Genomic DNA, 22,190 nt, shown 5'->3' with positions numbered 1-22,190 from the left:
GTTTGTACCGAGCTATTTCTAGCTTAGCCTATGTCTAACAGGGTCAATGGGGGAACTTTAGCGCACTTCCACAATTACCTCTAGGGGATAGCGCACCTTGGGTAAGGTGGCATAGGTATCCTCAGCTGCACGATAGCCCGCTGCACACAGCCCAACTGCATGATAACCCTGAGCGGGTAGATTGAGAAGAGTATTCTTGGGGCAAGAAACCCTCCATAGGGGTAGGGGGGCTGCAAAAAGCCCTCGATAGGATAAGGGCGGGGTCAACCTCCCTTCCGCTTTGCAGTTGTAGATCAGGGATGAACTATTGCCACTGGATATCCGTATCCATTGCATTCATAGCTGCGGCGAGTTTTTCAATCAGTTCCTTGAGGGGGAATGCGCCCACATCTCCCCCTGCACGGGTGCGGATACTCACCGTTTCGCTTTCGACTTCCTTGGCACCAATAATGCCCATTACGGGAATTTTTTGAGTTTCGGCGTTGCGAATCTGTTTGCCAAGGCGATCGCCACTGCCATCCACAGTGACCCGTACACCATGGGCTTGCAGTGCAGCGGCCACTTTTTGAGCGTAGGGACGTTGCTCCTCCCCCACCGGCAACAGACGCACCTGCTCTGGCGCCAGCCAAAAGGGAAAATCTCCTGCATACTCCTCAATGAGGATGCCAATGAGCCGCTCCAGCGACCCAAAGGGAGCACGGTGGATCATCACCGGACGGCGGCGGCTGTTATCTTCGGCAACGTACTCCAAGTCAAAGCGCTCAGGCAAATTGTAGTCCACCTGAACTGTGCCCAACTGCCACTCGCGGCCCAGGGCATCCTCAAAGATAAAGTCCAACTTCGGGCCATAGAACGCCGCTTCCCCAATGCCGATAAAGTACTTCATTCCCAGCTGTTCTGCAGCGCGCTGAATGGCGGATTCTGCCTTTGACCATGCCTCATCAGAGCCAATGTACTTGTCAGACTTGGGATCGCGGAAGCTTAGCCGTGCCTTAAATTTATTCAAACGAAGACAGCGAAAGACAGAGAGAATAAGATCGACAACATTTAAGAACTCCGCCTCCAGTTGCTCTGGCGCCACAAAAAGATGGGAGTCATCCACTGTAAAGCCGCGTACCCGCGTTAAGCCCCCCAATTCTCCCGACTGCTCATAGCGATACACTGTCCCAAACTCCGCCAATCGCAGGGGTAAGTCGCGGTAGGAGCGCAATTCGCTTTTATAGATTTGAATGTGGAAGGGGCAGTTCATGGGTTTGAGGACAAATCCTTGCTCGTGGTCTGCCGCCTCGGCATCTTCGGCCATCAGGGGAAACATATCTTCTTTGTACTTTTGCCAGTGCCCCGATGTTTTGAACAGATCAACGCGGGCAATGTGGGGAGTGACCACCGGCAAATACCCTCGCTTCAGTTGCTCCTTGCGCAGAAACTCCTCTAGGGTAAAGCGCAAGATAGCGCCCTTTGGCGTCCAGAGGGGCAGGCCAGGCCCTACGCAGTCGGAAAAAAGAAACAGTCCCAGTTGCTTGCCTAGTTTGCGGTGGTCGCGGCGGAGCGCCTCTTCTTTGCGCCGCCGATATTCTGCCAATTGCTCTGGTGTTTCCCAGGCGGTGCCGTAAATACGCTGGAGTTGGGGTTTGGTTTCATCGCCACGCCAGTAAGCACCGGCAACACTTTCAAGGGCGATCGCCTGAGGGTTAATCTCGGCGGTGTTTTCAACGTGAGGCCCTGCACAGAGATCCCACCATTCATCCCCAAGGTGATAAATCGTGATTGGCTCTTCGAGGTCTTGGAGAATTTCCAGCTTATAGGGTTCTCCCAGCTCGCGGATGCGCCGCTCCGCCTCTGCGCGGCTGACTTCCTCACGAATCACCGGCAGCTTGCGCTTAATAATCTTAACCATCTCCTTCTCAATCAGCTTAAGGTCTTTTTCGGTAAAAGGTTCGGGATGGTCAAAGTCGTAATAAAACCCGTTTTCAATCCAAGGGCCAATTGTCACCTGTGCCTTGGGAAAAAGCTTTTGAACCGCCATTGCCAAGACATGGGAGGTGGTATGGCGAATGCGCTTGAGCCGCTCCGACTCACTGGTTTTCGGGAGGTGGATAGGGGCAGCAGCAGATTCCGGCATAGGGGGTGATCTATCTCACAACTCTTTAATGAGGGTTAGAGTTCTATTGTGACATTCTGCAACCTTTAAGGGTGAGGCTTTGAAGCTAATTTTTTAGGGGTTGCTTTGTCGAAGGGCGAGGGGCGATCGCCAGTGGTCAATTTGAAAAGACACGGCTATGCTAAGGTTGAAATCACATGGTGGTCATCGCAATCCCCCTCCGTCCTCGATTCACAATTCTTTCCTATAAGAACCTTGTATAGGTAAAAATGGAGTGTTTCCGTGACTAGCCGTAAAGTCGTTGTCATTGATGACAGTAAAGTAATCCGCATGCGCGTGCGCGACATGTTGCCAGAGGGCGACTATGAAATTCTGGAGGCCAAGGATGGGCGCGAGGGCTTGCAACTGATCAAGGAGTCTGAACCAACGCTGATCATGCTGGATTTTTTGCTGCCAAAGGTCAGCGGCTGGGAAGTCTATCAAGAGTTAGAGAAAAATAATCTTCTCGGAGCCATTCCCCTTGTGATTATGTCCGGGCGCAAGGAAGAGGTCACCGAGAAGCTCCAAGAACCCTTTGAGTGGTTCGAGTTTATTGAGAAACCCTTTGAAAAGGAACAACTGGAAGCAGCAATTCAAGAGGCTTTTCGCAAAGCCCGTAAGCCCAGACCCGTCAAAGCGGCAGCACCGGCGGAAGTGGCTGCCTCGCTCACCCCAGATCTCACCCCCATCTATGACAAACTGGCCGCCCTCGAACAGGCAATCCAAACGTTGCAAACCCAAGCGGTGGATGCCACTGCCTTTGCCCAACTGCAAGCAACGGTTGCTCAACTGCAACAGCCACCTGCGGCAATAAGCAATAGTGTGGAGGAAAATCGCCTTGCTGCTTTGGAAGCCGAAAACCAACGGCTACACCGCGAGGTCGAGCAACTCAAGCGAGCCATCCACCAAGTTGTGGCAGCATTGCGACGCCTCCAGGGGGGGCACTAACTACTGCCACTCGATTTCGCGCCGACCGGCCAGGGCACGGGCCAGCGTCATTTCATCGGCGTAGTCGAGGTCGCCGCCCACCGGTAGGCCAAAAGCAATGCGGGTCACTTTGACAAAGGGGCGTAAAAGCTGGCCAACATAGAGGGTGGTGGTTTCCCCTTCAATACTGGGAGGAATGGCAAGAATCACTTCTTGGACGTGGGATTGACTAGCGCGTTGAATTAGGGGCTGGATGTGCAGATGTTCCGGCGTAATGCCCTCAAGGGGAGAAATCAATCCTCCGAGGACATGGTACTTACCGTGGTACTCACGGGTTTTTTCAATGGCAATGACGTCACGGGAATCGGCGACCACGCAGAGGGTGTGATTGTCTCGCTGCGGTGAAGCACAGATCTCACACACCGGTTCTGCAGAGAGGTGGAAGCAAATCGAGCAAAGTCCCACCTGCTGTTTTGCCTCCAGCAGGGCTTGCGCTAGGGCCTGAATATCCGCTTCAGGGCGTTTGATCAGGTGGAGGGCAAGACGCTGAGCCGTTTTAGGACCAATGCCCGGCAGTCGTTGCAACTGCTCAATAAGGCGAGCCAAAGGACGGGTATAGACACCACTCATAGAACCATTAGGCAGGGACAGCGGCGGCAGGGGGGGCGATCGCGCTCAGGCGCAGTTTAGGATGATCTGCCATCGCCTGTTGCAGATTCCACTCGTTCTTAAAGAGCAGCACAGGCCGTCCCCAACTGTCTTTAACAGTTACCGCATTAAAGATGCGACCAATGGCTGCCAGGGCTTCCCAGCCATCGAGTACCCAGCGCGCCACCGTGTAGGGAAGGGGATCCAAACGAGTTTCTACGCCGTACTCATGCAAGAGGCGAAACTGTACCACTTCAAATTGCAATTGGCCGACCGCGGCTAGGATGGGTTCCCGTTTAGATTCATCGGTGGAGTACATAATTTGCACGGCACCCTCTTCGCGCAGCTCATTCACCCCCTTTTGGAAGGATTTGAACTTGGAGGGGTTGGGGTTGCGCAGATAGGCAAAAAGTTCCGGCGAGAAGCAGGGAATGCCCTCATACTCCAATTTGGGACCGACATAGAGGGTGTCGCCAATGGCAAACATCCCCGGATTATTCAGCCCAATGACATCCCCGGCATAGGCAACGTCAAGGGATTCGCGCCCCTGGGCAAAGAGTTTTTGGGGGCGGGAAAGGCGGATTGTTTTGCCCGTGCGGGCATGGTTGACAGTCATGTCTTTTTCAAATTTGCCGCTACAGACGCGGACAAAGGCCACGCGATCGCGATGCTTGGGATCCATATTGGCCTGAAGCTTAAACACAAAGCCCGTGAAATGCTCTTGGGTGGGATCAATTGGTCCGCGATCGCTCTTGTAGGCCACAGGCGGCAGGGCATAGGTTAGGAAGTGCTCCAGAAACAGGCGCACGCCAAAGTTGGTCATGGCACTGCCAAAGAACACCGGGGTCATTTTCCCCCGATGCACGAGGTCAAGGTCTAGCTCGGCACCCACCCCATCGAGCAGTTCCAGTTCATCCTTAAGTTGATGGTATTCCAAGCGATACGGCTCAATATAGGAATCCAGAGCGGGATCCCCAAGGGCAATGACGGTTTCCGCCGCCGCACGGCTGCCGTGGGTCGTGCGCTCAAAAAAGTGAAAGTTGCGCCGCAGGCGATCATATACACCGCAAAAGCGATCGCCCATTCCCAAAGGCCAGTTTACTGGGTAGGGAATCAGTCCCAGTTCCTGCTCAATTTCATCAATGAGTTCAAGGGGTTCACGCCCTGGGCGGTCCAGCTTGTTGATGAAGGTAAAAATTGGCAGTCCCCGCAGTTGGCAAACTTCAAAGAGCTTGCGGGTTTGCGGTTCTAGCCCTTTTGCTGCATCCACCAGCATGACTGCATTGTCAGCCGCTGCCAAGGTGCGGTAGGTATCTTCACTAAAGTCCTGGTGGCCGGGGGTATCCAAGAGGTTAATCTGATAGCCTTGGTACTCAAACTGCAATACGGTCGAGGTAATTGAAATCCCGCGCTGTTGTTCCATTGCCATCCAGTCGGAGGTAGCTTGCCGCTGTGCCCGCCGGGCTTTGACGGCGCCTGCTTCGTGAATGGCACCACCGTAGAGCAGCAACTTTTCTGTGAGCGTCGTTTTCCCGGCATCCGGGTGGGAGATAATGGCAAAATTACGACGGCGTTTCACCTCTTGGGTGATTTCATGGTGCAAGTCACTGGTCATGGCAGAATTTCTAGCGATTTTCCTAGTGTAATAGATAAGACTCGATAAGACTCGATGACAAGTAATAGTGATAATAGCTTACCTCTAATTTTGGTTACAGGGGGAGCAGGCTACATCGGCAGCCATACTGTTCTGGCACTACAGCAAGCCGGCTTTCAAGTCCTGATTTTAGATACCCTTGAGCGCGGGCATCGGGACTTGGTGGATACCGTCCTAAAAACAGAACTTATTGTTGGCAATACGGGCGATCGCCCCCTTTTGGATCGAATTTTTCAAACTTATCCCGTTAAGGCAGTGATGCACTTTGCCGCCTACATTGAAGCGGGCGAATCCGTCCGCTCTCCCGATCGCTTTTATCAGAATAATGTCTGTGGTGCCCTGACGCTCCTCCAAGCCATGGTAGCCGCAGGAATACCCTATTTTGTTTTTTCCTCCACTGCTGCGGTCTATGGCTTACCCCCAGAGGTACCAATTCAGGAAACCTGTCCCTGTGCCCCCATCAACCCCTACGGTTGCTCCAAGTGGATGGTGGAACAAATCGTTGGCGACCTCGGCAGGGCCTATGGCCTCAAGTCAGTGATTTTTCGCTATTTCAATGCCGCCGGTGCCGATCCCTACTCTCGTTTGGGAGAAGATCACCACCCTGAAACTCACCTGATTCCCCTAGTGTTACAGGCAGCTATGGGACGACGCCCCCACATTGTTATCTATGGCACAGACTACCCCACCCCCGACGGCACGTGCATTCGCGACTATATCCATGTGGTGGACTTAGCCCAAGCCCATGTGCTGGGATTAAAGTACCTCTTGGGTGGTGGCAACTCAGCAATTTTTAACTTGGGGAATGGCCAAGGCTTTTCCGTGCGGCAAATTATTGAAACGGCTCAGAGAGTAACAGGTTGCCCCATTCCAGTCGTTGAGGGCGATCGCCGAGCAGGAGACCCCGCAATTCTCATTGCCAATAGCGATCGCGCCCGCGCTATCCTAGGCTGGAAGCCCCGGTATCCCGATATTGAGCAGATCATTCAGCACGCTTGGCAGTGGCACCAATACCGCCACGGATCGGGAACGGCTGCGGTAGTATAGGCAAAAATCTTCTGGGAAAGCCACCATGGGCTGTAGCATTCTCCTTAAACCCCATTAATCCTGCCTTTGCCGTTCAAGAAGCAAAGCGCGCCTTAGAACTCGCCAAGTATCAGCAAGACAGCACAGACTGGCTAGACCTAAATGGTTCTTCTGGCACCCCAGTCATGAAAGCAGCTTGGGGCATTCTCCAGGCCATTGAGACGCGACCCCGACTTCGCTTATGGCAAGTACGCAATCCTCAGGAAATTCGTCCCGGCCAAGAGCGAGTGTTTGCTGTCGATTTGAATATCTTTCGCCAAGAGCTAGACCGTCAAGTCATTCAACAGCAATTAAAAAGCTACAACTACCAAGGGGCTGAAATCTCTCTCAAGAATAGCTCCATTGAGGCGCCATTGGCATTGGCACTGATCCGCTACGGCAACTATCGTCTTGCCCATAACTACGATCAAGCCTTTAATGCCATTAACTCCTACCGCACCGACAATTGATAAGCAGTGGTTTCAGGAAATTGCCCAACTGCGGCAGAATAATCGCTCTGCCCTCTTTCGGGACATTTACTTTCAAGTCGTTGGCCTATTTGGGGTGGGGCGCTACGCAGAAGCCCTGATCTTGGCCATGAGCTTGTACGAAAATCTATTGCAATACTTTGTTCAAGAAAAGGTGGGTCTTGACATTACGATGGATGGAGCGGCGCGAGAACGCAGCTCGAACTTGCTGCAAAACCACGATCGGGGTCGGCTTTGGCAATACCTCGAGAACTACCAGCGCAAAAATGGCGATCGCCTGTTTCTTGATACCGTGACGCGGAATGTACTGCTGGCAGCTTTGCAGTATGCCCTCCAAACGTCAGCTCTTGCTGGGTATTTTGAGCAAATCGAAGCTTACCATCAACAACGGAATGATGTTTTACATCAACTTGCTGGACTCGCCAATATTGAGAATTTACAGGAACAGGTGCTGGATGCTCTGGAAAAGGTATTGAGCCAAGGATTGCCTCAAGAGAGACTAGAATGCAATCCCTTCAAGCATCTGAACCACTTGATTGATCGTGAGTTAGAGAAGGCGCTGAAGCACTTGAATTGACAAGGCGGCAAGGTTTTTGTGCCACGATCGTTATTACCCCAAATCCCCCGCGATCGCCACTCTGGTGATCTTGAAAGTGGCGTGGATCCTCTAACTCTAGGCTGTTGACTCCCGAGAACTTTCTGATTCTGGCGAATGGAGAGCCAAGCATTACTGAACCTCCAAGAGAAAAGCCCACCTTGAAAGGCAGGCTAATCCATCCCATGAATTTTTGTTTTCTCTAACGGTGCAAGGACTGCTGAGAAACTGATATGCCTAAGAGCGCAGGAAAGACCTAGAGGCTATTCAAAAAACCAATCAGACCGTGGCCGGTGATTACTTCCAAGGCCAACAGGGAGATAAACCCAATCATCGCCAAGCGACCATTGAAAAGTTCCGCATAGGGGGTAAACCCAGCTTGCGGCTCACTCATCACGTACATTTTAGGTTCGATGGCAAAGTTATTCATTTTGCCTTGATCGTCAATGATGCTACCGCCTTTCATACTGGTACTCCGTTTATTACAAACTGTTTCACGTTCTTAATATAAGTTAACACTTCTACCGCGGAATGGCAAGGGCTAACGGATTTTTTTAAGATTTGCGACTGCTTCAGCCACTCTCCCTAGGCGCAGGCATGTTTTAGGACAGCAGTGTGCTAAAGATGAGGGTGAGAATCACCCACCGATGTCATGAGTCGTTTCTCTTTTCTCCGTTTTTCTCAAGCTCCTAAACGTCAGGTAAGAGAGCATCGCTCTGGCGTTGCCAAATTTCTGCTGCACCCCCCACGCTGGTTATCCCTTGCTTTGCGCCTGCGTGGCTCCGTGATTCCAGCCATTCTCCCAGAAGTGCTTTTTTGTGGGGGGTTTGGTTTCCTTGTCACCGTCGTCGATCTATACCTCGTCAATGTTCACTGGCCGGTGCTCGGCAGCCTTATCCCTTCGATTGTGCTGGGCTTGCTCTTAGTCTTTCGGACTAATACGGCCTATGAACGTTTTTGGGAAGGCCGCCGCCAGTGGGGCAACATTATTAACAATTCCCGTAGTTTAACGCGGTTGATGTGGACTGCCATTGATGAAAATAGTCTGGAGGATCGTCAAGGCAAAATTGACGCTGTTCATTTGGTGGGCGCCTTTGCGATCGCTACCAAGCAACACCTGCGGGGCGAGTCCTTTGCCGAACTGGAACCGCTGCTGAAACCCCACCAATACAAAGAACTGCAAACTGTACAAAATGTCCCCTTGCGTATTGCGCTTTGGATTGAGGACTATCTGCATCAACAACACCGCCGAGGGCACCTGTCCCTCTATCAACTCACCTACATGGATGAACTGCTGGTGCAACTAGTGGATGCTATGGGTGGCTGTGAGCGCATTCTGAAAACACCGATGCCCCTTGCCTATGCCATTCATCTCAAGCAGTTACTATTCCTTTATTGTTTACTGCTGCCGTTTCAATTGGTGGATAACCTTGGGTGGTGGACAGGCCCAATGGTGGGAGTCATTGCCTTTACTCTCTTTGGGGTTGAAGAAATTGGCATTGAAATTGAAAATCCCTTTGGCCGTGATCTCAATGATCTGCCCTTGGATGCAATTTGCCTAACGATGCAGCAGAATATCAATGATCTGATTAGTGCGCCTATCCATCGGCCGCGCCCCGTCCAGCCCTTTTCCTAGCCACTTCCCACGGGTTGTTAACCCTGACCCGGTGCGCGGCAAACCCCGCGGTTCAAGGCAGGGAAGGATAGCGCCAACGGCGGAGCCGTTCTATAATTTTGCCGGCGGCTACAACTACGCCCACCTATGGCAGGGCATGCCGCAAGTAACACCTGTGGAGATACGAGCAGCGGATACGCCCTCGGCCCAGGAACCCACCAAAGCGACTTAAGCTCGACTTGAGCGCCGTAGGAATCTCCGGCTTACCGCTACGCGGGCGCAAGCCAGCAGGCCGGGGAGGATGTCAAGGAGGTAAAGGGAGCCATTGTGGGAGTCAATCTCCTCAAGCCCGACCCAAGCGAGCAAGCGCTGCTGTATTGGCTGGCAACCGTGGAACAGTCAATCAATCACCCCTTTGCCCTCGCCATTCTTGAGTATGCCGCTGAACGCGGGATTGAGCACAGGCCCGGTCATAGCCGCTCCCCAGCGGGGGTCGCGATATTCCGTGGAAAAAACATCCTTGTCGCAGTTTTGGGGATTTAGGTACCCCGGTTAGCCATGGCCACATCCTTTCAGAACCTTGATCACCAACTTCAACAGGTCAATCAACGCCTAAAACTGGCTCAGTTGGGTCTGCAAATTGAACAACGCGGCCAACGTCTCAGCCTGCGGGGCACCCTGCCGCCGCGTCCCGGCAGCCATCGGTTGCGCCCCCACCAACAACGTTTAAGTCTAGGGTTGCCTGCCACCCCCAGCGGTCTTAAAGCTGCGGAGCGCGAAGCGAAAATTATTGCTGCCAAACTACTCGAAAACACCTTTCGCTGGCAGGATTATGAACGGGTCAAGGGACTCGGTCGTCTTGGGGAATTATCCTTGGAGGAGCAAATTGCCGCCTTTAGAACGGCAGGGTTGGCCCAGGGGAATCTCAGCCGCACCACGTGGGAAACGGCCTATGCCCCCTACTTGCGACAGTTGCTTAGGGCTGCTGCTGCCCATCCGGGCCATTCCTTAGCAGAACTGATCTATGGTCTGTTGCAGCAAATCCCCGCCGATAAGCGACAACGGCAGGTGGCCTGTACCGCCTTTCAAGGATTTTGTCGGTTTCTGGGGGTAGAGTTACCAATTCCCCTTGCTCAGTTTTGGGGCACCTATTCGCGGCGATCGCTCCAGCCACGGGACTTACCCAGTGATGAGGAGATTTTGGCCGCCTCTCATCAAATTCCCAACCCCCGTTGGCGGTATGTCTATGGCTTAATGGCCACCTATGGCCTGCGCAATCACGAGGTCTTTTTCTGCGACCTGAGTGGCCTCGTGACAGGAGACCCCCAAGGGATGATTGAGGTGCAGGAAACCACAAAAACTGGTTGCCATCAGGTATGGCCTTTTCCTCCCCAGTGGGTCGAGGTGTTTGAGTTGCGATCGCCCCAGTTACCGAAGATCAATACTGATTTGACGAAAACGACTCTGCAACGTATTGGCCAACGGGTTAATCAACAGTTTCGTCGCTATGGCTTGCCCTTTCGTCCCTATGATTTGCGCCATGCGTGGGCGGTGCGCACCATTCACTACGGCTTACCTGATACCGTTGCCGCGCGGATGATGGGACACAGCGTAGCCGTTCACACCCAAACTTACCACCGCTGGCTTACCCTGCGAGATCAGCGGCAGGCCGTGGCGCGGGTACTTACTCAATTTGAATGCTCTTAAAATCACTAGGGGGCGACGGTGGCGGGCTGGGGGGCTGATAGTCGCCGTACTGTTTAATCCAATCGCTCACCGGCTTTTGATCAAGGCTTAACCCCAACAATCCAGAGACAAAGCCCCCCATAAAGGCAACGGGTTTTTGACTCAACTCCTTGAGAAGGGGCGCTAATTCGCTCAAGAACATAGGCTATCCGGCAATATCAGCACAGGTTTCTTCCCTGATTGTAGCTTAGGCACAAGGAAACAGCCTAAAATTTAGCACGAACCACAAATTCATAATTGCCTCCCGGCTCTAGTTGGTAGTCCTGCGCCTCCAGAAACCGCCCCAAGGGTTCTTTGATGAGGGCACGCCCTAAAGTAGGGGAAACCAGAAGTTTTTTCGCCTTAAATTGCCAGCAAAATTCCCACTGGTACTCGCCGGCGCAGACGTAGCCACGAATGTGACCCTCTTGCCAACTTTGGGCAATGATGCGGACATAGGCGGTGGTTTGGGGCAGGGGATGACTGGCCACAACTCAGGGAATTGGTTAGCGCAATTGGGTCACGATTTGATAGTTAATGAGACGCTCTTGGGTCAGTAAGTCGTCAACGGTGACCCGCAGTTGGCGATCGCCATCCACTTGAAAGAGAACACGAAGGCGATCGCTCCCCGGATAGCCAGGGGGATCCAGTTTGGCGAGGGTTTTGCCCTGGGGGGTGTCATTCAGGGGCTGCACCGTGCGTTCACCGGCGCTGCGGGTAATCAGGCGATCGCCATCAAAAAAGATTTCCACGCCCCCTTGCTCATCTCCCAATTCCCCAATCACCAGTTCAATACTGGGCTGCCCCTCTGTGGAGGCTCCTAAAATCAACTCCACGGGTTCGCTCATGGGGTAGGGTTGACCGCGGTGGATAATCGGCTGCCAGCCATGACGATTAAGCTTTGCATCCCAAAAGCGAATGCCGTAGCTGTGGTAGAGAAAATCCTTAAGCTCCAGTCCTTGGGTCACTGCTAGGGCACCCATGGCCACCGCTGTAAAGGGCTGTTGGGCGTTGATCTTTGGGGCGTCAAAATACTCCGCCACCCATTTTTGCACCGCGGGAATTTGCGTGGTTCCCCCCACCAACAGCACCGCATCAATCGTGTCAGGGGTGATCCCTTGGCGGCGGGCCTGTTGTAGCACTTGGCCAAGAGCCTCATCGAGGCGTTGGAAAAACTGCCGCCGGTGGAGAATCTCCTCCAGTTCAGCTCGCTCCAGCCGCAGTTCAAGGGTGGTGAATGTTTCGCTGTCAAAGTACACCTCTTGGGCGTAGAGCTGCTGCGACAGTTGAATTTTTAAGCGTTCGGCAAGGCGCAGGAGCAGGCTATTGGCGGTCATGCCCCGCTTCACCCACTCATCCACAATCCAGTGGTCAATGTCTGTGCCCCCTAAACTCAAGCCTGCCTTGGCAATCACCCGCGCTGTGCGGGGACGTTGGTTGTCGCTTGAGACCCACCGGCGATCGCCCCACTTGAGAATAAATCCCAAGGGACGGCTCTGGCGTTGATCAGTCTTGAGTTCCACAAGGGAGAGATCGAGGGTGCCGCCACCAAAGTCAATGACCAGGATTAGCGGGCGATCGGCCACCCCATACCCCAAAGCTGCAGCCGTGGGTTCATCTAGGAGGCGAATTTGCTCAATGGCCAAGCCCTCACACACCTGCAAGAGCCAACGGCGATAGGTCTCAAAGCTATCCACCGGCACTGTAAAGATCAGTCCCTGTTCGAGATCGCCGCCCCCAGTGTGTTGGAGGTCTTTCAACAGCGCCTGCAAAAACCAAGTGCCAATGGTTTCAAAGCTCAAAGAACGGCCCTCCAACGCCGGCAAATAGCCCTGTACCGTGGTGCCAATGCCCCGCTTAAAGCGCGAGAAAAAGCGGCGATCGCTCACCACATCCAGCCCGCGATCGCGCACCTGCTGCCCCACCACCACCAGCGGAACACCGGCATCCGCCACATAGACCAAGCTGGGAATGAGGGCAGGCACTTCGCCAAACCCCACCGACAGACCCGAAAGGGCTACCGCTTCCGCAGTTTGGGTGGCCTCATTCCACCGTGCAATTAACGTATTGCTGGTTCCGAAATCAATTGCGTAGGTCACCGTTTAACCACACGAACAGTCTTGTCTAATCCTTACCTTACCGATATTTCTACCCCCTGAGACCCTGAGAGTATGTCACAATAAGAAAGCGATCGCGAAAAGATTTAGGTGATTTTGGGAATGGCGAGCCAAACAGGTGTACTACTTCTCAACTTAGGGGGGCCTGATCGCCTCGAGGATGTGCGCCCCTTTTTGTACAACCTGTTTTCCGATCCGGAAATTATTCGCCTACCCTTCCGTTGGCTGCAAAAGCCCCTTGCTTGGTTTATCTCCACAAGCCGTGCGCGTCGCTCTCAGGCCAACTATGCCCAAATTGGGGGCGGCTCTCCCCTGAGGCGGATTACCGAACAGCAAGCCCGTGCCCTGAAAGAGGCCCTAGCACGCATTGGCATTGAGGCGAACTTGTACATCGGTATGCGCTACTGGCACCCCTTTACGGAGGAGGCGATCGCCCAAATCAAAGCAGATCACATTCGCGATCTGGTGATTTTGCCCCTTTACCCTCAGTTTTCCATTAGCACCAGTGGCTCCAGTTTTCGCCTGCTGGAGAGTCTTTGGCAACAGGACCCGGAATTGCAAAAAATTCGCTACACGCTAATTCCCTCTTGGTACAATCACCCCGGCTATGTGGCCGCCATGGCAGATTTAATTCGCCAAGAATTAGATCAGTGCCCCAACCCCGAGGAAGCAGTGATCTTCTTTAGTGCCCACGGCGTGCCCAAAAGCTACGTCACTGAAGCCGGCGACCCCTACCAAGAGGAAATCGAAGCCTGCGTAAAGCTGATTATGGCCGCCCTAAATCGCCCTAACTCCTATGTATTGGCCTACCAAAGTCGGGTGGGGCCGGTGGAGTGGTTGCAACCCTACACCGAAGATGTCATTCCCAAATTGGCCGCCCAAGGGGTGAAAACCCTTGTTGTGGTGCCCATTAGCTTCATTTCAGAGCATATTGAAACCCTCCAAGAAATTGACATTGAGTACCGCAAGATTGCTGAAGAAGCGGGGATTGAAGTCTTTCGGCGAGTGCCTGCCCTCAACGATCACAGCGGCTTTATTGGTGCCCTTGCCCAACTGGTGAAGGAGGCCCTGGCGGCGCCACCCCGTACCTTTGCTGAGGTGAACAAGTCGCGTAAGCGGGTGAAACTCTATCCTCAAGAGCGCTGGGAATGGGGCATGACCTCTGCTGCCGAACGCTGGAACGGTCGCTTGGCCATGCTGGGCTTTTTAGCCCTGATCATTGAGTTGATTAGTGGCCAAGGGCCATTGCACATGCTGGGGCTACTTTGAAAAAGTTGCTGCTCTATGGCGATAAGAATCTTAAGGTTTTCGATAAAATAGAGAGTAACCTCACCGGCAAAGGCCTACCCTTGTGTCTGAATTGCCCAAACCGAAATTTGACAAAGAAAAATTCCTCTTCCCCACCAGTCGCTACCACGGTGCCTTTACACCGCAAAACTTGGCCTTTAATGCCAATTTGCAAGAATTTGCTCAACGGGTAAGCTATATTTGCGGTCTGGAAACCGGCGGTAAGATTAGCCCTGAGGAAGCCTACCATCAAATTAAGGCGCTTTGGAAGCAACTGAAGAAATCGCGAGACTTACTCTTTGCCAATGTTCCTCCTGAGGAGGACACGGAGAGTTCAGATAGTGATGAGTTCTAATGGCTCGCTTGACGCCGACAACGCTACTGTTAAGCCTGAGTACTGCTCCCTTTCTGGCAGCTTTGTGCCTAGGGCAGGGACTATGGCGGATGGGACTGTCCTTGAGTGCAAGGAGTACGGAGCTGTTACGGCGCGATCGCCTGCCCTTAGTTGAACGGGATGAAACTTGAGGTCTAGGGATAAAAGGCCACCTGTGGCAGACCCATGGTCTCTGGCCAATCCATCATTAAATTTAAGCACTGCACGGCTTGGGAGGCCTGCCCTTTCATCAGGTTATCAATGGCAGACATGACAATAATGCGTCCGGTGCGCTCATCTACCTCGATGCCAATAAAACAGGCATTGGTGCCCCATGCCCATTTAGTCTGCGGATAGAGGCCAGGAGGCAGGATATTCACCCAAGGGGAATGGCGATAAAAGGCTTGATAAATCGTGATTAAATCCTCGCGCACTAAACCCGGATCTCGCAGCGTGGCATAGACGGTGGCCAAAATTCCCCGCGGCATGGGCACAAGGTGGGGCGTAAACTGGACAAGCACACTTTGACCGGCTAGCTCGCTACAGATAGCCTCAATTTCTGGGGTATGGCGATGGCGGGCAACACTGTAGGCGGCAAGGGAGTTATCAGCCTCTGCGAGGAGGAGATTGATTTTGCCCTGACGCCCGCCACCGGAGGTACCGGACTTGGCATCAATAATCGCCGTATTTGGTTCAATCAAACCCTGCTTCATCAAGGGAGCGAGTGCCAGCAAACTAGCGGTGGGATAACACCCCGGACAACCAATGAGGGAACTTTGGCGGATGCGATCGCGATAGAGTTCTGGCAAACCATACACTGCTTTTTGAGCCGTGGCGCCATCTTCGCGGGGTTCCCCGTACCACCGGGTGTAGGTTTTCAAGTCCTGAAAGCGATAGTCCGCCGATAAATCCAGTACTTTGCAACCCTGCTCAAGAAGTTGCGGGGCAAGTTTGCAGGCAAGGCCATTGGGCAAAGAGAGAAACACCACTTGGGCGCGATCGCGAATCACCTCCACGGAGACGGGTTCCACCGTGAGATTCACCCGACCCTGCAAATGGGGATATAGCTCTGTGTAGGGGCGACCGGCACTGCCCTCGCCGCCAAGGTAGGTAATCTCCACTTGGGGATGGTCAAGGAGTAAACGCACCAGTTGGACGCCCCCATACCCAGAGGCTCCCACAATCCCCACCGTCACGCGATCGCCCATAGTTCCTCGATATTGTCGCTGCTGTTGGCTCAACCACTGCGATAGTGCCATTCAATTCCTTATTTCGCCAAGGGGGCAAGCCACGGTGATGAAGTTAAGAATTGTTACAAATTTGGCCTTGGGTTTCCTCTCCTCGTCCTTGAACAGCCCTAGCTTGTACAGGCTACAATAACGACGAAGAATCTGTCGGGGACAATGAATTGATGACATCGCCGATTGACTGGGATTATCTCGCGACCCTTTCGGGGGGCGATCGCGAGTTTGAATTGGAATTGCTGCAAACCTTTGTCGAGGATGCCCAGCAACGCCTCCAGACCTTGGCTAACGCCGTCAATCAAGGCAACATTGAGCAAATTAAGCGGGATGCCCACCATCTCAAGGGAGCCAGTGGCAATGTTGGCATTACTGCCATGCAAACCATCGCTGCCCAACTGGAACAATCCACAACCCCGGAAACGCTTTCCCAAGCAAAAATGCTGGTGGAAGAGCTACAACACCTGTTTGCCACCGTGGCTAGTGAGGTCTCCGCTTAGCCCCTATGTTGCCCCCCGATAGTCTGGAGACTGCCTTCAGCCAAGCGCAACAGGCCACCCAGGCGGCGCTCCAAAAGGGTAAAAACCGCCTGCAAATCGAGATCCTGTTGCCGGAACTCAACACCATGGCTTTTGCCGCTAACTATCTTTCCCTCTTTACAGAATTCGGTTCTGATCTCAAGGTCTTTTTTGCCGATGCCGGATCCGCTGCCCTGGCCCGTCGAGAATGGGGTGAAACTGCCTATAGTGTGCGGGGGGTGAATGAATTACTGACGCCTATTCAACCCAGCGATCGCGCCATTGTCATCGTCGCCCCCACCCCTGTAGAAGTCAACGCCATTGAGCAGATGTGTGAAACTGCTGGCGATCGCCCCTTTATCCTTTTGAACCCAAGGCTTCAGGATGTGGCGGTCGTTGGCATTGGCTACGCCGGTCGGCGATTGCGGGAGCGTTTCTTGAACACCCTCGAACCCTGCTATTACCTGCGTCCTCTGGCAGAAACCATCATTCTCTGGCGTTGTTATCCGCAACCGTGGCAAATTTGGCAATACGGTGAAACAGCCCCCACCTGTCTTGCAGAATTTGAGCAACGCCCCAGTCGTGAAGACATTGAGCGTGCCCTGGTGCCCCAAGGCAAACCCCGCGGGCAGGGAGTGTTTAGTCGCTTAGGTGCCTTCTTGCGAGCACTTCAGAATTAGCCCATCCCTAGGGGGTGCTCGGTTCAGTGTGACTGTTACTGACTGGCGGGGGTGACACCTCAGGCATTGCGTCTGTCGGTGGCGGTGGCGAGGGTTCAACGGTGGTGGGGGGGGCGACGGGAGGCTCTGCGCTCCTTGGGGACTTTGGGGGTTTTGGAGATAGAGATGGCGGAGGAGTCGGTGTTGGCTCTGGGGATGCTTCCTCAGGACTCGGGCTAGGGGTGGGAGTTTCTGTCGGCTCTGGGGTGGGCGGTGGTTCTGTAGGGGTTGGTTCTGGCTCTGGGGTCGGTGTGGGGGTGGGCGTCATCTCCACGGGTGGCACGACAGTTGGCAGCGTCGGTGGAAATTCCTGCTCCTGAGGACGCAGGGGAGGAGGGGTCACTGTGTCCACGGGTTGATTGCGTAGAAATAGCCCCAAACCAATGCCCGCCAAGCTGCCAAAGATGGCTGTGCCCAGAAGCCATAGCCACGGCAAAAAATTGCGTTGCTTGGGGGGAGCGACGACGGCTGTTCCCTCCGCTTGGGTATTTGCCAAGAGGGTGGAGCGGTGCTGCGGCATTACTGCTACGGTGGCTGCGGTTTGACGCGCCACGGAGTGCCCCATGAGCAGTTGCAGCCAAGCTCGCACCGTTTGGGGACGTTCGCGGACATCCAAAGCCATTCCCGCTTCAATGGCATCAATGGTGCGCTGACTAAGATGGGGCTGAAACTGTCGTAAGTCCTCAAGAGGTACGCGATCGCGCAAAATCGAGGCCACGGGGGGCCGTCCCGCTAAGAGGGCATAAAGCGTTGCCGCAAGGGCATAGACATCCGTTGCCGGTGTCCATTGATGGCGGGGCAGATACTGCTCAACCGGTGCATAGCCCGCCGAGAGGAGGCCGGTATTCGTCTCTGTGACACCTATGGTGTATTCACGGGCAATACCAAAGTCAATCAGTACCACTTGGTCTGTGCCATCCCGCAGCATGATGTTATCGGGCTTGACATCGCGGTGCAGCAATCCGTGCTCATGGACTAATTCAAGGGCACTGGCCACTTGGCGGATATAGTGGAGAGCCGTTTTTTCCGGTAGCGGACCTTCCTCCTGAATCACCTGCGCCAATGTTCGGCCGGGGATATAGTCCATAACAATGAAAGGGCGACCCCCCTCAATAAAGCAATCACTAACGCGGACAATGTGGGGATGATTGAACTGGGCAAGACGTTGAGCTTCTTGGAGAAACCGCTCCCCCAGATCATGGATACGCTTCGGGGGTTCCTGCTGTAGGTTCAATGTTTTGAGCACCACCGGCTGATGGAGCAGGGTGTGGGTTGCCCGATAGGTGACACCGAAGCCCCCCTGACTCAAAAGGGCATCGAGGCGGTATTTACCCCCTTGGAGGGTTGTGCCCACACTAAGCAAACCGAGGGAGGACATAGGCACCTGAGGGACGCAATGGAGCAGAGGGAGCAGTGGTTGGTAGCGGCGCTGATCGCTGACTATGAATAACCAAGCAATAGCCTAGATATGCAGGCAAGGTTGCCATCATCATCAAGAGTATCACAGACAACAAAGATTCCCATTCAAGCCGAGAACCAGAGTAGCTGCGGTAGCAATCATCCCTAGGAGTGGGCTTAATTTTTTCCCGCAGAGCCATGGCTCGCTTAATGCGCAGAGGGCGATCCAGGATCATGAAATTGGTTGCGGCGCGATCGCAGGATTTTGAATTCCCATCCCGTCAACTTTTGGGAGACTGGTCTGATTTGGCGGGATACGTCGTCATTGCACTGTTGAGCAAGCTGCTGCTGCCAGCGCCACCACTGGTAGTAAAGCAGGGCAACCACACCGAGACTGCCACTCATGAGGGGTAATAACAGCACTTCAGCCATGGCGAACAGGGGCAAGGAGCCGTTGGGCGATCGCACTCAACAAGTTGACCCTCCTCAGGACAGCTCCTCCTCTTGACGCCGGCGGACAAAGTGACAGATGCCCCGCTTGGAGGCACTGATAAAATCGCAGAACTCTTGAATGAGGGGATGCGCAAACTGTTCCCGCAGGTACTGAACGGCTTGGGAAGTGGTGAATTGAGAGCGATAGAGAATATCTAGAGCCTTTTTGAGGAGCTGTCGCTCTTCGGCTGAAAAGCCCGCTCGCCGCAAGCCCACCACATTTAAGCCCATGATCGTGTTAGTGCTGAGGCTACGGGTCATACAAAAGGGAGGCACGTCTTTTTGAATGGCTGTGCCTCCAGAGAGCATGGCCAAACGCCCAATGCGGGTAAATTGATGCACAAGACAGTTGCCACTGATAAAGGCGCGATCGCCCACTTGGGCATACCCGGCAATCAGGGCATTATTGGCGATCGTCACATGGTTTCCCACATAAGCATTATGGCCTAAATGACTGTGAGCCATTAGCAGACAGTCATGCCCCACATGGGTTACCGTCTGCGGTTGGGTGCCCCGATGAATCGTCACTCCCTCGCGCAACGTACAGCGATCGCCAATGTGGACATAGCTAATGCCCCCTTGATAGGCCACATCCTGCGGCAGATCGCCAATCACTGCCCCACTGTGAACTTTGCAGTCTTCGCCAAGGCGGGTATATCCCAGCAGAGTGACATGGGAAGCTAAGCGTGTACCGCGTCCAATCTCTACCGTGGCCGCCACATAGCAAAAAGGGCCAATCTCCACCTCTTCTCCAATCTGGGCACCCGCTTCAATGACTGCCGTGGGATGAATCGCCATGAACGTCCTGCATGTTGGGCTGAACCTTCTTAACATAAAAGAGATTACGTGATTTTGATTCCCCATGACTGAGGATTTGCGGCAATATCTCCAGCTTTTAGAACAGCGGCAACAACTGCGACGCATTACGGTACCGGTTAATCCCGATTTGGAGATAGCGGAAATCTGTAACCGTCTGCTGACCGCTGGGGGACCTGCTCTACTCTTTGAAAATGTGCTTGGTTCCCCTTACCCCCTAGCCATTAATCTTTTGGGAACTGTGGAGCGGGTGTGCTGGGCAATGAAAATGGAGCATCCCTCAGAGCTGGAGACCCTCGGTGAAAAACTGGCCAAGCTGCAGCAACCCAAGCCCCCCAAAACCCTGGGTCAAGCCCTTGATTTCGGCAAACTTCTCTTTGAGGTAGTTCGCGCCAAGCCAAGCCGCGATCTCTTCCCCCCCTGTCAGCAGGTGGTGATCAAGGCTCCTGATTTAGATTTGCGGCAACTGCCCCTGATTCGCCCCTATCCCAAGGATGCGGGCAAAATTATTACCCTTGGTCTTGTCATTACCAAAGACTGTGAGACCGGCATTCCCAATGTGGGGGTTTACCGCTTGCAACTGCAATCCCCAACCACCATGACTGTGCACTGGCTCTCAGTGCGGGGCGGGGCACGCCATCTGCGTAAAGCTGCTGCCCATGGCAAAAAGTTAGAAGTGGCGGTGGCCATCGGCGTGCATCCCCTGATCATCCTAGCAGCGGCAACGCCAATTCCCGTGGATTTATCCGAATGGCTCTTTGCCGGGCTTTATGGGGGGGGCGGTATCCACTTGGCGAAGTGCAAAACCGTTGATCTCGAAGTGCCCGCCCAGTCGGAATTTGTCCTAGAAGGCACGATTACCCCCGGTGAAGTCTTGCCCGATGGCCCCTGCGGGGATCACATGGGCTACTACGGTGGCGTGGAAGATTCGCCAGTGATTCATTTCCACTGCCTTACCCATCGCCGCAATCCCATCTACCTCACCACCTTTAGTGGTCGCCCGCCCAAGGAAGAGGCAATGATTGCCCTCGCCCTCAACCGCATCTACACCCCGATTTTGCGGCAGCAGGTTCCAGAGATTGTGGACTTCTTCTTGCCCATGGAAGCCCTGAGTTATAAGGCGGCGATTATTTCCATTGACAAAGCCTATCCGGGTCAAGCCCGCCGCGCTGCCCTCGCCTTTTGGAGCGCCCTACCCCAATTTACTTACACCAAGTTTGTAATTGTCGTGGACAAAGAGATCAATATCCGTGATCCGCGTCAGGTGGTGTGGGCGATTAGCTCCAAGGTGGATCCCAGCCGCGATGTCTTTATTTTGGCGGAGACTCCCTTTGACTCCCTTGACTTTGCCAGCCGAAAAATTGGCCTTGGGGGACGCATGGGCATTGATGCCACCACAAAAATTCCGCCAGAAACAGACCATCCTTGGGGCGATCCCCTCACCTCGGATCCTGAGGTGGCACGGCAAGTCACAGAGCGCTGGCGGGAATATGGCCTAGGTGATATTGACTTAACCACCGTAGATGCGACGCGGTTTGGCTATGAACTAGACCCAGCCTTTCGTTGGCAATAATCGAAGAAACAACGGTTCATAAAACATGACAAATAGAGATGCGATGCGCTGGCAACAGCGGTTGCAGAACTTTGGTCGCGCCCTCATCCGCCTAGAAACCGCCTGTGCTCAGCAGGAGTATTCTGAACTAGAGCGAGCCGGTTTGGCACAAATGTTTGAGTTCACCCTTGAACTAGCGTGGAAAACATTGAAAGACCTTCTTTTCTACGAAGGGCTGGATGTGAAAACTCCCAGAGAAGCTATTCGCAAGGCCTTTGAGACGGGCTGTCTCACAGAGGAAGACACGGAGACACTGCTAGATGCTTTGGCAAAGCAAAATCTATTGAGTCATACCTACGAAGAGCAAACGGCAAAAGAGGCGGAACGACTGATCAAACACAGTTTTACTCCTGTTTTTCGGAAACTGTACAACTGCTTGCAGGAAAAATATCAGCAATGACGGACGGACTCACGCCAGAAAAACGCAAAGCCATCATTGACACGCTAACGGCCAATCCCAGGGTAGAACGAATCGTCCTCTTTGGCTCACGGGCGATCGGTACCTTCAGAACAACGTCAGATATTGATATTGCCCTCTTTGGCGAGAACCTCACCCTTAGTGATCAAGCTGCCCTTGCCGAGGCGCTTGCCGAACTGCCCATTGCCCAACGGGTGGATCTCCTCGTTTATCACAGGATTGAGAATGCAGCCCTGCGGGAGCAAATCAACCAGCATGGAGTGGAATGGTTTGCCCGCGACAAGTTGATCAGTGTTTAGGGGACTGACCGCGATAGGCTAAAAGATAGGCTAGCAATTTGCC

At 53.7% G+C, this 22,190-nt stretch carries 26 protein-coding genes; 15 read left to right on the top strand and 11 right to left on the bottom strand.

The window, feature by feature from the left end:
* Positions 1-304 precede the first annotated feature (304 nt).
* A complete protein-coding gene (gene thrS / locus Q0711_RS03020; protein ID WP_298616533.1) occupies positions 305-2,122 on the bottom strand; it encodes a threonine--tRNA ligase in 1,818 nt (605 codons plus the stop codon).
* Between the two features lie 261 nt (positions 2,123-2,383).
* On the opposite strand from thrS, the gene Q0711_RS03015 reads away from it, so the two are divergent.
* Complete coding sequence (locus Q0711_RS03015) at positions 2,384-3,088, top strand: response regulator (RefSeq protein WP_298616530.1); 705 nt, start codon at positions 2,384-2,386, stop codon at positions 3,086-3,088.
* Here Q0711_RS03015 and recR read toward each other — a convergent pair whose 3' ends face one another.
* Entirely contained in the window at positions 3,089-3,697 is a 609-nt protein-coding gene (recR, locus tag Q0711_RS03010) for a recombination mediator RecR (RefSeq protein WP_298616528.1), read from the bottom strand.
* Positions 3,698-3,704: 7 nt separating this feature from the next.
* Complete coding sequence (prfC, locus tag Q0711_RS03005) at positions 3,705-5,330, bottom strand: peptide chain release factor 3 (RefSeq protein ID WP_298616525.1); 1,626 nt, start codon at positions 5,328-5,330, stop codon at positions 3,705-3,707.
* Positions 5,331-5,384: 54 nt separating this feature from the next.
* Between prfC and galE the strand changes: the two genes are divergently transcribed.
* From galE to Q0711_RS02990, 3 genes are all read left to right on the top strand, one after another.
* Positions 5,385-6,416 carry a UDP-glucose 4-epimerase GalE gene (gene galE / locus Q0711_RS03000; protein WP_298616522.1) on the top strand — a complete coding sequence of 344 codons (1,032 nt, stop codon included), beginning with the start codon at positions 5,385-5,387 and terminating at the stop codon, positions 6,414-6,416.
* 164 nt (positions 6,417-6,580) lie between these two features.
* On the top strand, positions 6,581-6,904 hold the full coding sequence (locus Q0711_RS02995; protein ID WP_298616519.1) for a hypothetical protein: 324 nt from the start codon (positions 6,581-6,583) through the stop codon (positions 6,902-6,904).
* A complete protein-coding gene (locus Q0711_RS02990) occupies positions 6,873-7,499 on the top strand; it encodes a hypothetical protein (RefSeq protein ID WP_298616516.1) in 627 nt (208 codons plus the stop codon). The genes Q0711_RS02995 and Q0711_RS02990 overlap by 32 nt, the downstream gene beginning before the upstream one ends.
* Positions 7,500-7,773: 274 nt before the next feature.
* Here Q0711_RS02990 and Q0711_RS02985 read toward each other — a convergent pair whose 3' ends face one another.
* Positions 7,774-7,983, bottom strand: a complete 210-nt coding sequence (locus Q0711_RS02985) for a chlorophyll a/b-binding protein (RefSeq protein WP_126987406.1) — start codon at positions 7,981-7,983, stop codon at positions 7,774-7,776.
* 186 nt (positions 7,984-8,169) lie between these two features.
* On the opposite strand from Q0711_RS02985, the gene Q0711_RS02980 reads away from it, so the two are divergent.
* The 3 genes from Q0711_RS02980 (at position 8,170) to Q0711_RS02970 (ending at position 10,839) form a co-directional block, all read left to right on the top strand.
* A complete protein-coding gene (locus tag Q0711_RS02980; protein ID WP_298613757.1) occupies positions 8,170-9,153 on the top strand; it encodes a bestrophin family ion channel in 984 nt (327 codons plus the stop codon).
* A gap of 306 nt (positions 9,154-9,459) precedes the next feature.
* Entirely contained in the window at positions 9,460-9,675 is a 216-nt protein-coding gene (locus Q0711_RS02975; RefSeq protein ID WP_298975758.1) for a hypothetical protein, read from the top strand.
* Between the two features lie 15 nt (positions 9,676-9,690).
* Entirely contained in the window at positions 9,691-10,839 is a 1,149-nt protein-coding gene (locus tag Q0711_RS02970; protein ID WP_298613761.1) for a tyrosine-type recombinase/integrase, read from the top strand.
* Here the strand turns inward: Q0711_RS02970 and Q0711_RS02965 are convergent.
* The 3 genes from Q0711_RS02965 to Q0711_RS02955 all read right to left on the bottom strand — a co-directional run bounded on the left by Q0711_RS02965 (position 10,817) and on the right by Q0711_RS02955 (position 12,956).
* On the bottom strand, positions 10,817-11,020 hold the full coding sequence (locus Q0711_RS02965) for a hypothetical protein (RefSeq protein ID WP_298613763.1): 204 nt from the start codon (positions 11,018-11,020) through the stop codon (positions 10,817-10,819). The two genes, Q0711_RS02970 and Q0711_RS02965, sit on opposite strands and share 23 nt — an antisense overlap.
* Positions 11,021-11,084: 64 nt before the next feature.
* Positions 11,085-11,348 carry a DUF3146 family protein gene (locus Q0711_RS02960; protein ID WP_298613765.1) on the bottom strand — a complete coding sequence of 88 codons (264 nt, stop codon included), beginning with the start codon at positions 11,346-11,348 and terminating at the stop codon, positions 11,085-11,087.
* A 15-nt stretch (positions 11,349-11,363) separates the two neighbouring features.
* Entirely contained in the window at positions 11,364-12,956 is a 1,593-nt protein-coding gene (locus Q0711_RS02955) for an Hsp70 family protein (RefSeq protein ID WP_298613767.1), read from the bottom strand.
* A 120-nt stretch (positions 12,957-13,076) separates the two neighbouring features.
* Between Q0711_RS02955 and hemH the strand changes: the two genes are divergently transcribed.
* From hemH to Q0711_RS02940, 3 genes are all read left to right on the top strand, one after another.
* Entirely contained in the window at positions 13,077-14,243 is a 1,167-nt protein-coding gene (gene hemH / locus Q0711_RS02950) for a ferrochelatase (protein ID WP_298613769.1), read from the top strand.
* Between the two features lie 91 nt (positions 14,244-14,334).
* Positions 14,335-14,616: a hypothetical protein gene (locus tag Q0711_RS02945; protein WP_366519079.1), complete on the top strand. Its 282-nt coding sequence runs from the start codon at positions 14,335-14,337 to the stop codon at positions 14,614-14,616.
* A complete protein-coding gene (locus tag Q0711_RS02940; RefSeq protein WP_298613773.1) occupies positions 14,616-14,786 on the top strand; it encodes a hypothetical protein in 171 nt (56 codons plus the stop codon). The genes Q0711_RS02945 and Q0711_RS02940 overlap by 1 nt, the downstream gene beginning before the upstream one ends.
* Positions 14,787-14,789: 3 nt before the next feature.
* On the opposite strand, the gene argC is transcribed toward Q0711_RS02940, so the two are convergent.
* Positions 14,790-15,842 carry an N-acetyl-gamma-glutamyl-phosphate reductase gene (argC, locus tag Q0711_RS02935; protein ID WP_298613812.1) on the bottom strand — a complete coding sequence of 351 codons (1,053 nt, stop codon included), beginning with the start codon at positions 15,840-15,842 and terminating at the stop codon, positions 14,790-14,792.
* Positions 15,843-16,045: 203 nt separating this feature from the next.
* On the opposite strand from argC, the gene Q0711_RS02930 reads away from it, so the two are divergent.
* Together Q0711_RS02930 and Q0711_RS02925 are read left to right on the top strand one after the other, a co-directional pair.
* Entirely contained in the window at positions 16,046-16,375 is a 330-nt protein-coding gene (locus Q0711_RS02930; protein WP_298613775.1) for an Hpt domain-containing protein, read from the top strand.
* 5 nt (positions 16,376-16,380) lie between these two features.
* Entirely contained in the window at positions 16,381-17,073 is a 693-nt protein-coding gene (locus tag Q0711_RS02925; protein ID WP_298613778.1) for a DUF1995 family protein, read from the top strand.
* A gap of 7 nt (positions 17,074-17,080) precedes the next feature.
* Here the strand turns inward: Q0711_RS02925 and Q0711_RS02920 are convergent, their stop codons facing one another.
* From Q0711_RS02920 to lpxA, 3 genes are all read right to left on the bottom strand, one after another.
* Positions 17,081-18,490, bottom strand: coding sequence for a serine/threonine-protein kinase (locus Q0711_RS02920; RefSeq protein WP_299041522.1), 1,410 nt, complete (start codon positions 18,488-18,490; stop codon positions 17,081-17,083).
* Positions 18,491-18,717: 227 nt separating this feature from the next.
* Positions 18,718-18,978, bottom strand: a complete 261-nt coding sequence (locus Q0711_RS02915; protein WP_298613782.1) for a hypothetical protein — start codon at positions 18,976-18,978, stop codon at positions 18,718-18,720.
* A gap of 18 nt (positions 18,979-18,996) precedes the next feature.
* Positions 18,997-19,800 carry an acyl-ACP--UDP-N-acetylglucosamine O-acyltransferase gene (lpxA, locus tag Q0711_RS02910; RefSeq protein WP_298613784.1) on the bottom strand — a complete coding sequence of 268 codons (804 nt, stop codon included), beginning with the start codon at positions 19,798-19,800 and terminating at the stop codon, positions 18,997-18,999.
* Positions 19,801-19,864: 64 nt separating this feature from the next.
* Here lpxA and Q0711_RS02905 point away from each other — a divergent pair, with 64 nt between their 5' ends.
* The 3 genes from Q0711_RS02905 to Q0711_RS02895 are packed head-to-tail and all read left to right on the top strand — an operon-like array spanning position 19,865 to position 22,147.
* Positions 19,865-21,391 carry a UbiD family decarboxylase gene (locus Q0711_RS02905; protein ID WP_298613786.1) on the top strand — a complete coding sequence of 509 codons (1,527 nt, stop codon included), beginning with the start codon at positions 19,865-19,867 and terminating at the stop codon, positions 21,389-21,391.
* Between the two features lie 25 nt (positions 21,392-21,416).
* Entirely contained in the window at positions 21,417-21,830 is a 414-nt protein-coding gene (locus Q0711_RS02900) for an HI0074 family nucleotidyltransferase substrate-binding subunit (protein WP_298613788.1), read from the top strand.
* Complete coding sequence (locus tag Q0711_RS02895) at positions 21,827-22,147, top strand: nucleotidyltransferase domain-containing protein (protein ID WP_298613790.1); 321 nt, start codon at positions 21,827-21,829, stop codon at positions 22,145-22,147. Before Q0711_RS02900 ends, Q0711_RS02895 begins: the two co-directional genes overlap by 4 nt.
* Positions 22,148-22,190: the final 43 nt, after the last annotated feature.

It is taken from the genome of uncultured Thermosynechococcus sp. (genome assembly GCF_937958135.1).
In the GTDB taxonomy this organism is placed as follows: Bacteria; Cyanobacteriota; Cyanobacteriia; order Thermosynechococcales; family Thermosynechococcaceae; genus Thermosynechococcus.
Note: the sequence above shows the minus strand (reverse complement) of the source record. Positions and strands in the feature narration are given on the sequence as shown.